The sequence below is a fragment of the Epilithonimonas sp. KH_059 genome, assembly GCF_057838485.1.
Genome location: NZ_CM174468.1, coordinates 703,518 through 717,994, shown reverse-complemented (window position 1 = coordinate 717,994; position 14,477 = coordinate 703,518). Strand labels below are relative to the sequence as shown.

The 14,477-nt window shown below is 42.8% G+C and carries 11 protein-coding genes; 7 read left to right on the top strand and 4 right to left on the bottom strand.

The window, feature by feature from the left end:
- The first annotated feature begins 34 nt into the window (after positions 1-34).
- The 5 genes from AC3IRX_RS03370 to AC3IRX_RS03350 all read left to right on the top strand — a co-directional run bounded on the left by AC3IRX_RS03370 (position 35) and on the right by AC3IRX_RS03350 (position 8,030).
- Positions 35-5,893 carry an alpha-2-macroglobulin family protein gene (locus AC3IRX_RS03370; protein WP_489211065.1) on the top strand — a complete coding sequence of 1,953 codons (5,859 nt, stop codon included), beginning with the start codon at positions 35-37 and terminating at the stop codon, positions 5,891-5,893.
- Positions 5,894-5,983: 90 nt separating this feature from the next.
- Positions 5,984-6,556: a hypothetical protein gene (locus AC3IRX_RS03365; RefSeq protein WP_489211064.1), complete on the top strand. Its 573-nt coding sequence runs from the start codon at positions 5,984-5,986 to the stop codon at positions 6,554-6,556.
- Positions 6,557-6,569: 13 nt separating this feature from the next.
- On the top strand, positions 6,570-7,025 hold the full coding sequence (locus AC3IRX_RS03360) for a DUF1569 domain-containing protein (RefSeq protein WP_489211063.1): 456 nt from the start codon (positions 6,570-6,572) through the stop codon (positions 7,023-7,025).
- A gap of 54 nt (positions 7,026-7,079) precedes the next feature.
- The gene (locus AC3IRX_RS03355; protein ID WP_489211062.1) at positions 7,080-7,502 is read left to right on the top strand and encodes a hypothetical protein; all 423 of its coding nucleotides are present in this window, start codon (positions 7,080-7,082) and stop codon (positions 7,500-7,502) included.
- Positions 7,503-7,583: 81 nt separating this feature from the next.
- Entirely contained in the window at positions 7,584-8,030 is a 447-nt protein-coding gene (locus AC3IRX_RS03350; protein ID WP_489211061.1) for a VOC family protein, read from the top strand.
- A gap of 36 nt (positions 8,031-8,066) precedes the next feature.
- Here AC3IRX_RS03350 and AC3IRX_RS03345 read toward each other — a convergent pair whose 3' ends face one another.
- Both AC3IRX_RS03345 and AC3IRX_RS03340 read right to left on the bottom strand, forming a co-directional pair.
- Complete coding sequence (locus tag AC3IRX_RS03345) at positions 8,067-9,071, bottom strand: glycosyltransferase family 2 protein (protein ID WP_489211060.1); 1,005 nt, start codon at positions 9,069-9,071, stop codon at positions 8,067-8,069.
- Between the two features lie 6 nt (positions 9,072-9,077).
- Positions 9,078-10,304 (bottom strand): THUMP domain-containing class I SAM-dependent RNA methyltransferase, encoded by a 1,227-nt coding sequence (locus AC3IRX_RS03340; RefSeq protein WP_489211059.1) that lies wholly within the window; start codon positions 10,302-10,304, stop codon positions 9,078-9,080.
- A 100-nt stretch (positions 10,305-10,404) separates the two neighbouring features.
- On the opposite strand from AC3IRX_RS03340, the gene AC3IRX_RS03335 reads away from it, so the two are divergent.
- Positions 10,405-11,136 (top strand): class I SAM-dependent methyltransferase, encoded by a 732-nt coding sequence (locus AC3IRX_RS03335; RefSeq protein ID WP_489211058.1) that lies wholly within the window; start codon positions 10,405-10,407, stop codon positions 11,134-11,136.
- On the top strand, positions 11,133-11,822 hold the full coding sequence (locus tag AC3IRX_RS03330; protein WP_489211057.1) for a ZIP family metal transporter: 690 nt from the start codon (positions 11,133-11,135) through the stop codon (positions 11,820-11,822). The genes AC3IRX_RS03335 and AC3IRX_RS03330 overlap by 4 nt, the downstream gene beginning before the upstream one ends.
- A 160-nt stretch (positions 11,823-11,982) precedes the next feature.
- Here the strand turns inward: AC3IRX_RS03330 and AC3IRX_RS03325 are convergent, their stop codons facing one another.
- Together AC3IRX_RS03325 and AC3IRX_RS03320 are read right to left on the bottom strand one after the other, a co-directional pair.
- The gene (locus tag AC3IRX_RS03325; RefSeq protein ID WP_489211056.1) at positions 11,983-13,380 is read right to left on the bottom strand and encodes an OmpP1/FadL family transporter; all 1,398 of its coding nucleotides are present in this window, start codon (positions 13,378-13,380) and stop codon (positions 11,983-11,985) included.
- 60 nt (positions 13,381-13,440) lie between these two features.
- Entirely contained in the window at positions 13,441-14,451 is a 1,011-nt protein-coding gene (locus tag AC3IRX_RS03320) for a prolyl-tRNA synthetase (RefSeq protein ID WP_489211055.1), read from the bottom strand.
- Positions 14,452-14,477 lie beyond the last annotated feature (26 nt).

The window sequence follows — 14,477 nt, the reverse complement described above, 5'->3', positions numbered from 1 at the left end:
CGCGTATTTGCGCGATAAGAAAAAAACAACTGAGATGAAAAACGCCTTTATTCTGCTGGCTCTATTTTTAATTGTACCGGTAGGTCTTTTAAAATCGCAATCGTATTATGAAATGAATTGGAAAACTGTAGAGAATAACAAAAAACAGGGACTCTTTAAGAGCAATCTTCCCCTTTTAAAAGACATTGAGGCAAAAGCCATCCAGGAGAATAAGACGGTTGAATTAATTCGATCTCTCAAGGAGCAGTTTGCTATTTTGAATCTTACGAGCGACGATGAGAACAATCGAATCGCTTCCGAATTCTTTTCCAGCCTAGAGAAGGTTTCCCCTCAATTGAAGGGCGAGGCAAAAAGTATGTTTGAGGTTCTCAAAAGTGAATTTTTATATGAATACTACCTTCGAAACCGCTGGAAGATTCAAGCGAGAACAAACGTTCTCAATGCGGATTACAGTCAAATTGAGACTTGGAGCTCTCTTGATTTTAAAACCGAGATTGGCAAAAGTCTAGAGATGCTCGCTAAGAATAAGTCTCAGCTTGAGTCTGTGAAAATGGCCCCTTATCAAAAATTGTTTGGTAGTGAGTCCGACATTCAGTACGTGGAGACACTTTGGGTTTATTTCCGATTGCAGCAAATTGCTTATTTGAAGGACTCGAGTCTTTTCACCAAAAATGAACTTACTCAAAATCGAGTAGAAATTCTAGCCCTTTACAAGGAATTAATAGACTCTACGAAAGGAAACAGCAAGCTCTTTTTAGAGCATCAAAAACTTCTTTTTGATTGTGAGGCGGTGGCTTGTGAAAACAAAGTCGAGAGGCTTACTACGCTTTATACGAGCACTGCAGGGGATTTCGATTACAAAGTAAAACTCATCGAAGACCTTGTGGAGGAGCTTATCTCCCAAAACAAACTTCAAAAGGCAACAGAATGGACACAGGTTGCGATCTCTACGTACCCAAGCTCTCCTTTTTTAGAAGCTGTAAGACTTCAAAAGCGCCGGATAGAGCAGCCGGTGGTCCAGGTGGTTTTTCCTACACAAGTGGATGCAAACCAACCAATCCATTTGGTGGCAGAGCATAAGAATGCGTCTAAGTTCAGTCTCAAACTTTACGAGGCCACGGGCGATAAAGAAGGCTTTTTAAAAATTGTTCAATCCTCTTACCAAAAGGATCTCTACCAAACGATCAAAAAGAGCTTAGTGAAGGAGACGAGTTTTACGCTTCCTAAATCGGATGATTTTCAGATGCATAAAACCGCTTTTTCGCTTGACGGACTTGCACCCGGTCTCTACATAGGGGAGTACCAAGTGGATTCTGAGATCGATCTGTTTTACTTTTTAGTCTCTGAAGACCGTGTGCTTGTGCAAAAAAACGAAGTAACAAAGGGTACCAAAGACCGCTTTCAACTCCAGAATAGATGGACGGGTAAGGCGATTGGAAACTCTGAAATTCAAATGTTAGAATATGTTCGGGGAGCAAGTTTCAAGCCGTATAAAGTCGATACGAATGGAAATGGAGAGTTTGTTTTTCCTTCTTCCTCAAATGAAAATGTCTACAGGTATTACTTACTAGAAAGTAGCCGTGGAAAAGGGTTTTCGCTATTAAATCGCTACGGTGAGAATGACTATCGCTCGATGGAACAGAAAGAAGGTCCTTCTTTCCGTACGCAGCTCTTTATGGACCGAGCGATTTACCGTCCCGGACAAGTGGTGTATTTTAAAGGAATTGTAAGTGAGTCCCGAGCAGAGACAGGAAGTGAGTCCGTCGCTCCGGGCATTACCCAAAGCGTAGAACTTGTGGACTCAAACGGAGTCACGGTAAGTACAAAAGATTTTGTAAGTGGAGAATTTGGTAGTTACCATGGGAGTTTTACCTTGCCCACTACGGTTTTACCGGGCATGTTTTACTTAAGAACGAAAGGAGGGAAAAACGCTTCGAATGCAGCCTATCGAGGCCTTGAAATCTCTAAATCCTTCCGCGTAGAAGAATACAAACGTCCTAATTTTGAGGTGGTTTTTGAGCCGCTTAAGGGGGAGTATAGATATGGACAAAGCCTTACCCTGAAAGGAAAAGCGGAATCCTACAGCGGGGTGCCGATGGCAAACACCTCCGTTACCTATGAGATCAAAAAAGAGAACATCCGTTGGATGTATTTCCGTTGGTTCCCTCAAACGCCTTCCAATGAGAATTCTATTTTAGGGGAAACTAAGACAAACGAAAAAGGAGAATTTGAAATTAGAATGACGCTTGAAAAAGATCCCAATTTAAAAGGGCTACAAGTCGATCGATACGAGGTGAGTGCAAGCGTACTTGACCTCAATGGAGAGAGCATTTCTTCTCAGCAGGCTTTCAAAGTTGCCTCCGTCTCTCATTACCTAAATGCAGAGGGGAAAGATTCTTATTTGTCAGATGAGCCTACGGAGTTTTCGGTGCAAGTCAAAAACTATAGCGATCAGGATTTAGAGAGGTCTTACTTAGCTAAATTAGAAATGCTAGAAGGTCCTTCGAAGCTTTACCGGGATCAGTACAAACCTTATGTTCAAAACCTCCCTATTTTAAGCCATGAAGATTTTACAAAGAAATTCCCATTTGATCGCTATAGCGAAGAGGAATTGGAAAAAGAATCCCACGTTAAGAAAGTGGTGTTTGATGGCAAGACTTCGCAGGGGAAAACCCTTACGCTTGGGAAATTAACCCCAGGGATCTATGAGCTTACCCTTTACAATAAGGAAGGAGCCGATACCATACAGGCCAAGAGACGTTTTGAAGTCTATAACCCGAAAGGCCTTAGTAACAATCAAACCCCTTTTGCAGCCTTGATTGCTGAAAAAGATTCACTTCAGAGAGGGGAGAGCGCAGCGGTCTATGCCTACTCGGCTATTCCAGGAGCTATCGCTCGTTTCTTTATCCAAAATGGAGATGGAAGTACGCTTTTAGAAGAAAAACCTTTCCGGGGTGGTGTCGCAAAATTAGAGGTGAGCGCACCTAAAGATCCAAAGTCAGAACTTCTTCTCGTTCAGTTGCAAGTTTCAAGTTTAGGAGAGGTGCAAACGAAAAGTGTTGAATTTAAAATTGTGCAGCCTTCTCGGGATTTAATCCTAGAAACCACGGTTTTTAGAGACAAGCTCGAACCGGGACAAACTGAAAAATGGAGCGTGAAGGTGAAGGGGAAAGGAAAAGAAAGAATCAATGCAGAGCTGCTCGCGACGATGTACGACAAGAGTCTGGATGTATTTGCTACCAATTTGATTCGTTGGAATCCGATCGGGTTTGCGGGCTCGTATTTCACTCGCTATGACCATTCGGAGGACTTTACGCATGTCCAATATTCCAAACGGATTCCTTACAAAAGAACGAAATACGTGCAACTTCCTACCTTTTCTTGGATGGATTCAAATCTTAGGTACACAGGACAAATGGTCATTCGAGGGACTTCTAGTATGCGAGCCGATTCCATGCAGAGCCAAGTGGCGAAATTGGAAACGCAAATTGAAAGTGTGATGGCTCCTGCAGACTCGCAATTGTATCAAGAGCAAAGCGACGATTATGATGAGACACTGGCCGTGGAGCCCAAAGTTCCGCTTAGGGAGAACCTAAACGAAACGGCCTTTTTCTTTCCAGAACTAAGAACGGACTCTGAAGGGAATGTGCATTTTGAGTTCACTTCTCCTGAAGCGCTAACGCAATGGAGACTTCAATTCTTAGCCCATACGAAAGATTTGCAAATTGGAATGTTGGAAAAAGAAGTGGTAACTCAAAAGAAACTCTCTCTCACCGTAAATTATCCTCGATTCTTAAGAGAAGGGGATCAATTGGAACTAAAGACTCGAATTTCGAGTCTAGTGGATACGCCCTTAAAAGGAAATGCAAACCTTACGATTCTGGACGCGTCCACCCTTGAAGATATAACCGATCAATTTGGACTTGCAAGTACTTCGAAAAGCTTTGATTTAAGCGGAAATTCAAGTGCGCTTGTGGAGTACAGTCTTAAGGTGCCGAAAGGAGTGAGCGCAATTTTAGTACGCAGTACTGCGAAGTCTGGAGCGTTTTCGGACGGAGAGCAAAAGCCTATTGCCATTCTTCCAAATCGCAAACTCGTGACCGAGTCTCGTGCTATCTTTGTAAGGGAGAATGAAAGAAAAACCTTCCAAATTGAAAACTTATTAAAGGGAAATTCAAGTACGATGCAGCCGGTACGAGCTTCTCTAGAGCTCTCTTCCAATCCGATTTGGGAAGTTCTTTTCGCACTTCCGAGTTTGATGCAAGGCACTCAAAAATCAGCAGACTCTGAGTTCAACAAGTGGGTCGCACAGGTGATTGCTCAAGAAGTGCTAAAACAGAACCCAAGAATGGAGCAGGTGTTTTTAGCCTACCAGTCCAAGGATCTTTTGGAGTCGAATTTAGAGAAGAACCAAGAGCTAAAAGAACTTCTGTTAAAAGAAACGCCTTGGGTTTTAGAAAGTGAGAATGAAAAAGAGCAAATGGTGAGTCTAGCGAGACTTTTTGACCGCAGCACAATGAAAGCCTCAACTACGGCAAATTGGGCGGCACTACAAAGACTTCAAAATCCGGACGGTGGCTTTAGCTGGCAGCCGGGAGCTCCAAGTTCTTACTATACCTCTCTTTACCTTTTGAAGAATTTGGGTCGATTAAATCAGTGGATGGGCAAGGACTTAAATTCGTACAGTTCGAATTTAGATTCCCTTGTAAAAAAGCTTGTGAGTTATGTAGATCGGGAAGTGCAAAGTTTGGACGGGAAAGTAGAAACCCTTCTTACGACCAATTCGGTTTTAAATTATCTAGACGCTCGTCATTATTGGGAAACCTCGTATCCTCTAAAAGGAATGGGACTTACTTTAAAAACTCAGTTTATCAAAAAGGCTCCTAGTTTTAAACCCTCGGACTATACCTTCTACGGACTGCATAGAGGAGCGCTGCTTCTAAATGAATACAAACTTACAAGCACTGCGAAAAAGCTCCTTACGTACCTAAAAGAAACCTCCGTGGATTCAGAAGCGCAGGGAATGTATTGGAAAGAGAATGCAGGCAATTGGGGCTGGTTCTCCTCTAGTATAGCCAATCATGCCGGAGCGCTGGAAGCCTTCAATGCTTTAGCCCCTGCGGATCAAAAAACACTAGAAGAACTAAAGATTTGGCTCTTAACACAAAAAGAAGTGAGTCATTGGGATACCTCAAGAGCGACCGCAGAGGTTATTTATCTTCTTTTAAACTCTGGAAAATCTTGGACAGGAGTAGAAAGTGATAAGACCGAAGTTCTTTGGGGAGGCGAAAGCGTGAAAGAAGATTTAGTGGTGGAAGCGCCTGGGTACTTAAAGGCACAAATAAGCTCAAAAGAGATTTCGAAAGAAAAAGGACAAGTAGAGGTCTATAAAAAAGGCCCTGGAATTGCGCAAGGAGGACTCTACTATCAATACTATGAAGATCTGGATAAAATCGGATCTGCTTCAAGTGTAATTTCAATTGACAAGGAATACTACAGAGTTCGTTCCACAACCAATGGCGAGGTGCTTGAAAAAATATCCGCTTTGACTCCTTTGAAAATTGGAGATCGAGTGAAAGTACGGATCGTAGTTAATTTTGATCGTCCGATGGAGTATTTGCATCTCCGCGACCAAAGAGCGGCCGGCTTAGAACCGTCTGATACGCTGTCGTCCTACGTCTATAGCGGCGGACTTGGGTATTACAAAGCGGTAAGAGATGCCTCCGTGGATTTCTATTTTGAACGAGTATCCAAAGGAAAGCATGTGCTCGAATATGAACTTCGCGCAAATGCTTCAGGAAGCTTTAGCGCAGGCAATGCGAGCATTCAAAATTACTACGCGCCACAAATGAGCGCCCATACGAAAGGAGAACGACTTGAAGTAAAGGAGTAAAAAAAGGCTTCTCACGAAGTGGAGCAGATTAGAATAATTAAAAAATAAGATGCATGGAATTTTAATATCTTTGTTTTTAAACTTATTTTTATGATCCAGTGGAAAGTGATTTGTCTAGCCGCCTTAGGTTTTACGGCCGCTCTTAGCGCTCAGGAAAAACCGAGCGAGCAATTTTGGAAGGAAATTCAAAAGCATTGTGGCAAGGCCTATGAAGGCACCGTTACGAAAGGAGCGAAAGAGGGGGATGGCTTTACAGGCCAAGTTCTCCTTATGCAAGTTTTAGACTGCAAAGACAGCGTGATTAAAATTCCTTTCTATGTAGGAGAAGATCAGTCCCGAACTTGGGTGATAAGCAAAAGCCCAGAGGGTCTTTTGAAACTTAAGCATGACCATAGACTCGAAAACGGAACTCCAGACAAAGTCACCCAGTATGGAGGAGAAAGTAGCAATTATGGATTTAAGACACAGCAAATCTTTCCAGCGGACTTAGAGACCGCGAATTTGATTTCGTACGCTTCTGGAAATGTATGGTGGATTGATTTAGACGAGAAAAGCTTTTCCTATAATCTAAGACGAATCGGACAAGACCGCGTCTTTAGTGTTCGTTTCGATTTAAGTCAGCCCGTAGAAACTTCCAAAAAGCCTTGGGGCTGGGAGCAGTAACAAAAAAAGAATCGTGGAGAGTCTATTTGAAGTAAAATCGGCGGAGCTGTATTTAGAGCGACTAAAGCATCTAAGCAAAGAAAAAAGGCCCCTATGGGGGAAAATGAGTAGCTCTCAGATGCTAGCCCATTTGAATGCAAGTTTTGAATTTGTCTTTGAACCTCATAAGAAAAAGAGACCTGGACTTTTAAAAAGGCAGTTTCTTCGTCTTCTGGTAAAGCCCATGGTCGTGAGTGAGAAGCCCTTTAAGAAAAGCTTACCGACCGCCTTGGATTTAAAACAGAAGGAAGAAAAAGACTTTGAGACGGAATATCGGCGCCTTCGCGGCTATATTACGAAGACGGGTCAAATGGGAACCGAGGCTTTTGAAGGGAAAATGCATTTGGTTTTTGGAAAGCTTTCAGCAAAAGAGTGGAATCATTTGATTGGCAAGCATCTCGATCATCATTTTCGGCAGTTTGGCGTTTGATGTAGTAAGAATCAAGTAGAATAAAAGGAGAACGAGGCAAAATAAAACAAGAATATGAAAAAAGCAATCGCCGTTTTGGCAGGACTTATATCGGGAGGGATTTTAATGACCTTTGTGCAAAATTTAGGACATGTAATCTATCCGCAGCCTGAGAGCATGGACCCTAATAGCATGATTGAACTTTCTGAGTACATTAAAAATGCGCCGTTTATGGCCCTGTTTTTCGTGATTCTATCCTACGCAGCGGCTGCGCTATTAGCAGGTTGGGTTTCTACTCTGATTGCCTGGGACAAAAAACGAGTGTACGCCCTTATATGTGGAGTGCTCTTTTTAATTCAAGCCCTGTTTATGATGGCGAGCCTTCCCACTCCGATTTGGTTTTGGATTCTAGGCATTGGCGTTTGGGCCTTGGTCGAAGTGGGATATCGTTTGGCCCTCTACACAATGGATAAGAAGGCACTTTCTCGCTTACGATAGAGGGAATCGGTGCTTTCTACTAAAAATAATTAGCAAAAGAGCAAGTGCTCTTTTAAAATAGGAATCTTAAAACACCAAATTATGACCACTGTAAATGTGTATTTAAACTTCGATGGAGAATGCCATGAGGCCTTTTTATTTTACCAATCCGTCTTTGGAGGTGAGTTTAGCCACCTAAGACGCTTTTCTGACGTGCCCGCCTCGGAAAATATGCCTCCTTTTTCAAAAGAGGACGAAAACCGAATCATGCACGTTTCTCTTCCGATTTCAAAAGAAACGATTTTGCTTGGAAGCGATACCTTTCCGGGAAGCGAAAAGCTCACCAAAGGGAATAATTTTTCCATTGCAATTACGACCGATTCAAAAGAAGATGCCGATCGCCATTTTAACGCCTTGAAAGAAGGGGGAGAAGTGCAAATGGCTTTAGAGCAAACGTTTTGGGGCGCCTATTTCGGGATGCTGACCGACCGCTTTGGGATTCAGTGGATGGTAAATTATGACGATCCTGCCCTTGCGCAGTCGCATTAAACGCATTGGAAGTAGCGGGACCTAAAAAAACCGTTTTTATTGGTTGTAGAAATGCCTTGGAAATACTTTTCTTGGGTCCTGTTTCAGTACGTTTAATCGAAACCAAGATTCTAAAAATCCCCATCCATAAGAAAACATCTGAATGTAGGTGGCAATGACCGATAGGCCTGCAATGCTTATGTTTTTAGTTTTGATTAAAGCATGGAAAAAAACAAGGAAGGTATAGAATCCATAAAACAGGAGAAGCATTGGATTCGAGAAGCCGTAATAGGCTACTACGCCGAGTATATACCCAATTAAAAACAGAGAAGGAAAGGCAAACGTAGCTTTTACAAACTGGGGATGTCTTTGGTTCAGAATGGGCCGAGCCACGCCAAATTGGTTGACTTGTTTAGAGAATTTACCAAAATCGGTTCTTCTTTTGTGATACACGGCAATGTTGTCGAAAAAAGCGGTCGTGTATCCGTTCTCCCAAAGGGTCATCGAGAGATCGGGATCTTCGCCTACTCGTAAATCGGAAAATCCACCGACGTCTTTAAATGCTTCACTACGAACTCCCATGTTAAAGCTTCGAGGTTGAAATTTCCCCACTCCTTTTTTATGTCCCCGAATTCCACCTGTGGTAAAGAGCGAAGTCATGGAGTAAGAGATGGCTTTTTGCATCAAATTAAACCCGCGGTGGGCTTTGTCTGCCCCTCCAAAAGCATCGCACGGGATCTCCGCAAGGCTCTTTCTCACATTCTCAATATAATCCTTTTCAACAATGACATCGCTGTCTAAGAAAATAAGATATTCTCCTTTTGCCCTTGCAGCTCCATAGTTGCGACTTAGTCCAGGACCCGTGTTTTCTTTTCGGTGAAACTCAATTGGGAATCGATCCTGAAACAGTTCGATCGTAGGAAGAAGGGCGATTTTGGATCCGTCGTCCACTACAATCACCTCGAAGTCTTTGTCCGTTTGAAATCCAAGGGAGTTCAAAAGTTCAAAAAGTTCATCTTTTCGATTGTATATGGCGATAATGAGGCTAAGGGTAGGAGTCAAGATGTTTTAGTTTTCTGAGTTATTGTGAGTTTCTGTTTCCGTTTCTGTTGAATCAGTAGAGTCTAGAAAAGCGGCTTTGCTTTGTCCGCCTCTTTTCTTGGTGCCCTCGTACATTTCGTATTGCAAAAAGCGAGTTTCTAATTTACCATTAAAAAGTTTGACTTTACGCGAAGGGCGAAGACCAATTTTTTTCACCGCTTCTAGATCGGAAGAAATTAACCAAGCTAAAGTGTTGGGGTAGGATGTTTTAAACGTATCCCCAATTTTTTTGTAGAAGTCAGAATCTGTGATTTCAATGCGCTCGTCGTACGGAGGATTAAACACGATAAGGAGAGGGAATAACTCTTTTTTGCTTTCAAAGAAATCTTGGTCTCGAACTTCAATCACATCCTCAAGTTCCGCTGCCGCTAAGTTTTTTTCAGCCGCATGAAGCATCTTGGAATCAATATCGTATCCCACTATTTTTCCCTCCAAAGGAGTCATTCGGTTAAGGCGGTGTTCTTTAATGGATTTGAAAAGTTCGGCATCGTAATTCGGCCAGTTTTGGAACGCAAAACTCTGACGGTAGAGTTGAGCAGGCATATTCATGGCGATCATCGCGGCTTCAATTAAAAGGGTTCCAGATCCGCACATAGGGTCTAGGAAATTTCCTTTTCCGTCCCATCCTGCAATTTGAAGCATTCCGGCGGCTAAGACTTCGTTTATAGGAGCCTCTCCTGCGTCTTGCCTATAGCCTCTTTTGAAAAGAGCATCGCCTGAGGAGTCTAGAGAAACCGTGACGAATTCACGGTCAATATGCAAACTGAATTTAATGTCTGGATTTTTTGCATCGACGCTTGGACGCATCTCAAAGTGATCGCGGAAGTAATCCACGATGGCATCTTTCATCTTAAGGGTCATAAACTGCGAGTGCGTAAAGGTCTCAGAATAAACCGTAGAATCAATGGCAAAGGTTTGTCCTGCTTTTAAGTATTTGTCCCAAGGAAAACGGTAAAGCTTATCGTAGAACTTTTGCTCGTTATAGGCTTGAAATTCAAATATAGGTACGAGGATTTTAAGGGCCGTTCTTAGGGAATAGTTAATCTTGTACAAGAAGCCAAGATCCCCCTCACAGTTCACCGCTCGGTTTTTTATTTGTACATTTTTGCCTCCCAGTTTTTTCACTTCTTCTGCAAGAAGTTCTTCGAGTCCAAAAAAGGTTTTGATTTGTATTTGTAAATCGTCTGAAGTCATAAGGTTGTTTTAGAGTGACTAAGGATTTAATATCAGCGAGTAAAGATTTCCCATGCGATTAAATCCGTCTTAATTTGGCAAATTTAGCTATTTTTGCACAATGGAGTGGTTTAAAACATGGTTCAATTCGCCATACTATCATATACTATATAAAAACAGGGATTATAACGAGGCGGAAGCCTTTTTAAAATTGCTTTTGAAAGATCTTCAATTGCCTTCTGAGGCTCATATTATTGATCTTGCTTGTGGAAAAGGAAGACACAGTGTCTTTTTAAGTCGTTTAGGCTTTAAAGTACTGGGACTTGATTTATCTGAAGAGAGTATTTTAGCGGACAAAGCCTACGAACATAAAGATTTAAAATTCCAGGTGCACGACATGAGGGATCCGATTGAGTCGCAGCCGGTCGACGCGGTCTTTAACCTTTTTACAAGTTTTGGCTACTTTAGCGATCCTAAGGACGACGAAAAAGTCTTTGAGTCCGTCTCGAAGGTCCTAAAGCCCGGAGGTTATTTTGTACTTGATTTCTTAAACAAAGGGCAAGTGATTGAGTCGCTCGTCCCAAAAAGTGAAGAAATAAGGGACGAACTTGTTTTTCATATTGAAAAGCGCATCGAACACGGTGCCGTTATAAAAGAGATTCGATTTGAACATAATGAGAAGCCTTATTTTTTCTTTGAAAAAGTACAGCTGCACTCCTTAGAGTATATAGAATCTCTCGCACAGAAATTTGGACTCGTAAGAGAGAAAACCTATGGGGATTACGCATTAAGTCCTTACCACGAAACTCACTCTCCTCGCTGTCTAAGCGTATTTAGAAAAACTACCTTATGATTATACTCCTTCTAATATTAAGCGTTATCGTAGGCGTTTTGCTGGGAAAGTATTTAGGACAGAAGCAAAAAGTGGCCAAGAGTCTTTTGATCTTATCTGCAGGCTTTTTAATTACCATCTGCCTGAACGAAGTCTTTCCCATCGTTTATGAAAGGATCGATCACAACATCGGTTTATGGGTCATTGTAGGAGTGCTTCTTCAAATGTTACTTGAGAATTTGACCAAAGGGTTTGAGCACGGTCACATGCATCATCATTCGGCTGATGCTATTTTGCCCTTAGCTCTTATTGTGGGCTTATTTGTCCATGCCTTTATTGAAGGGATTCCACTAGCGAATGAAACGGAGTGGAATACCCCGTATTTGCAAGGGATTTTAATTCATAACCTGCCTATTTCTTTTATCCTTGGATCGTTTTTGTTTCAACATAAAAAGTTCTCAGCTTCTTCTTGGTTTATCATTGCGCTGTTTGCCATTGCTTCTCCATTAGGCATGCTTTTAGGTCGTTATTTTGATCCGAATCTAGAGCCTTATTTCCTCGCTGTGGTAGGTGGAATCTTCCTTCATATCTCTTCGGTCATTATCTTTGAGAGTAGCAAGAACCACAATGTGGATTGGTCCAAGATTGTGCTGGTCGTACTTGGAATTGCGCTAGCCTTACTAGGGCATCAATTTCATCATCATTAAGTAGAACGACCCTTTGGGTGGGGAAGTGCTCAATAGAGCGGACTCGGGTTGCATCTTGAAAATATTTACAATCCAAAGCCATAGAGCACCGATTATAGAAATAAAAAAAGGATTCGCATAAATTTGCGAATCCTTTTTGTTGTCATTAAAGGGGGGTTAATTAAAACTTCCAACCTAGTGTGATCGTCACTAGCGATCTTTTTGAATCGACATTACTAACTAAAGCGTAGTCGTTCGCGAAATAAGCACTAGGTGAAAAATACTGCGTTTGAGCGGCATCAGAACCTCTTAAGAAAGGCATGTTGTACTCAGAGCTAATATGGTTGTATGCGGCATCTATATAGAAAGACTTGAAGTCGTACCCAATCCCTGCAGCAAGCGTTTGTTTTGCGCCGGCATAGAGATCTTTGTAAGAAGCCTGTTCGTTTTGTCCTTGTGCATTTAAAATTCCAAGGGTCGTGTCGTCCACAGGACTAGAGGCGTAGCCGTATCCTGCTCTTAGACGAAGTCCTTCGTAACGATATTCTCCCCCAATTTTAACTTCAGAGCTGTTTTTGTAATGGTCTGAGTAAAATGCGTCCATTTCGCTTTGTGCAGCAGAACCCATTTTTCCAAAGCTTGGTTTAGATAGTCCAAGACTATAATCCACGTTTAGAGCAAAGTTCTTACTTGGAACATAAGCCGCACTTAGAGTCGCTTTTGCTGGGCTCGAAATGCTTCGAGACTCTCCGTACTCCCCGTCCTCGCTACTGTCTAAACCGTAGAAACTATACGTGCGCTCCATGCTCCACCAGGTAGGAGTTTCAAGGGCAGCACCCAAACGAAACTCAGGGCTTACTTTTCCAATCACCCCAATGGAGGCGGAAAATCCGCTCGCATCTTCAAAATAAGGAGTGTATTGTTTTGCAAAGATTTCGGTTTCTCCATCGCTACGGTACTTCATCGCCGCCGTGTCCCATTGAGACAAAGACGCGCTGTGAAGATTGATAGCACCCCCGACATAGATTCTATTGTCGTAGTTTCCACCCACTGCGATCGACATTTTGCTTTTGTCCCCAAGGCGGTTAAAGGCATGAGCACTGTAGGAGAGTTGATCTCCATCGGCAAGGTCGAAAGTCACAAGACTGTTTCCTGGAGCTTCCGAATAATCTTCAATAGATTCTCTGGAGAAGCTAATTCCTAGGTTCACAAATTTCCACGCGGAACTCATTCCTGTAGGGAAAGCCACAATGGCCCCTACGTGGCCTAAATCGGTATTGTTTAGCTCATAGTCTAAACTATTGCCGTGGAGTGAGGTCGTATTTTGAGTTTTATCAATACTTAACGTAGCAGAAAGATCACTTGCAATGGCCACTCCAATCCCCGCAGGGTTGGTTGAGATGACAGAGGCATCTCCTCCAAGAGCTCCCATGGATCCTGCCATGGCATTGAATTTAGAAGAACCAAGCGTGCTTGGGCTACTATAGAGATCAAGTGAATTTCGAAGGACAGACGTATCCTGCGCTTGCAAATAGAAAGCCGCAGAAATCGTAAGAAGTGTGAATGACTTTTTAAACATTTATTATTTGATTGTTATTTTTAACTAACGGGACCGTTGCATCCCGATTTTTTTTAAACTTTATCTGAAACCGCCGCGAGTTCCTGAACGACTTCCCCCTGAGGAGCTTGAAGATCCAGAAGAGCGGAAGCCTCCGTCGTTTCTAAAGCCACCTGAATTGGAATTTCTAAATCCACTGTCCGGTGTACGGTATTGAGTTCGCTCTTCGACACGTGGCTGTACACGCTGACGCTCATACTGCTGCTGGCGTGCTCTCGAATTCGTGTTCATCCGGTTGGAGTTGTTTAGCGTTCCACGGCGAAGCGTAGAGCTCGAAGTATTTGGACTGCTCGATCTGAAAGTTCCTGAATTCCGGAATCCTGCATTGTTATTCATGCGATTGGTTTGCGGATTTCTGTAATTTCCGTCCTGACCGCTATTTCTTCTAGGTGCGCGGTAGGTATTGTAAGCTCCACTGTAGTAGCCATTGTAATAGTTTCCGTATCCGTAGTAGTTCCCGTATCCGCCATACCCATAGTAAGGTCCGTATCCGTAAAGGGAATTGTACCCATAGTAAGGAGAATATCCGTATCCCCATGGATCGTAAGGCATGTACCCCCATCCCCAAGGACGGTAGTTAAAGTAAGGAGAGTATCCCCAACCAAAACTAAAGGAAAAACGACTTGGCCAATACCCTGAGTAGAGTCCGTATCCGTAGCCATACGGATAGTCCCAACCGCTACCGCTATACTGCGTTACGGATCCCGTGTACGATCCCCAATCGGAGTCCGTCGCTTCGAGCGTGTTCCAGTTGTCGTTTTGATAACGGGCCTTCGCATCCTGAACGTTTTTCTCGCTCTTTTCTAGGGTTGAAGGTTCGTCGTACTCATAATAATCGCCTACTTGGTTGTATTCTCCACCTACTTGGGCCACCGGCAAGGTGTCCGTATTTGGATCGTAGTAAACGCCATCGGTTTCACTGTAGCCCCCTGGGTAGGCTCCACAAGAAATCGCAAGCAGTGCGACTCCCACAAGTAGGCTAATTTGTGAAAAAGGCCGATTTGGCAGGTTTTTATGTATATTTTTTTTCATGATAGAGTGAAAGATTTTAATTTAAT

What these genes read in the sequence shown, in the direction of transcription:
- AC3IRX_RS03370 (WP_489211065.1), top strand. Translation starts at nt 35, where the DNA reads ATGAAAAACGCCTTTATTCTGCTGGCTCTATTTTTAATTGTACCGGTA.
- AC3IRX_RS03365 (WP_489211064.1), top strand. Translation starts at nt 5,984, where the DNA reads ATGATCCAGTGGAAAGTGATTTGTCTAGCCGCCTTAGGTTTTACGGCC.
- AC3IRX_RS03355 (WP_489211062.1), top strand. Translation starts at nt 7,080, where the DNA reads ATGAAAAAAGCAATCGCCGTTTTGGCAGGACTTATATCGGGAGGGATT.
- AC3IRX_RS03350 (WP_489211061.1), top strand. Translation starts at nt 7,584, where the DNA reads ATGACCACTGTAAATGTGTATTTAAACTTCGATGGAGAATGCCATGAG.
- AC3IRX_RS03340 (WP_489211059.1), bottom strand. Translation starts at nt 10,304, where the DNA reads ATGACTTCAGACGATTTACAAATACAAATCAAAACCTTTTTTGGACTC.
- AC3IRX_RS03335 (WP_489211058.1), top strand. Translation starts at nt 10,405, where the DNA reads ATGGAGTGGTTTAAAACATGGTTCAATTCGCCATACTATCATATACTA.
- AC3IRX_RS03330 (WP_489211057.1), top strand. Translation starts at nt 11,133, where the DNA reads ATGATTATACTCCTTCTAATATTAAGCGTTATCGTAGGCGTTTTGCTG.
- AC3IRX_RS03325 (WP_489211056.1), bottom strand. Translation starts at nt 13,380, where the DNA reads ATGTTTAAAAAGTCATTCACACTTCTTACGATTTCTGCGGCTTTCTAT.
- AC3IRX_RS03320 (WP_489211055.1), bottom strand. Translation starts at nt 14,451, where the DNA reads ATGAAAAAAAATATACATAAAAACCTGCCAAATCGGCCTTTTTCACAA.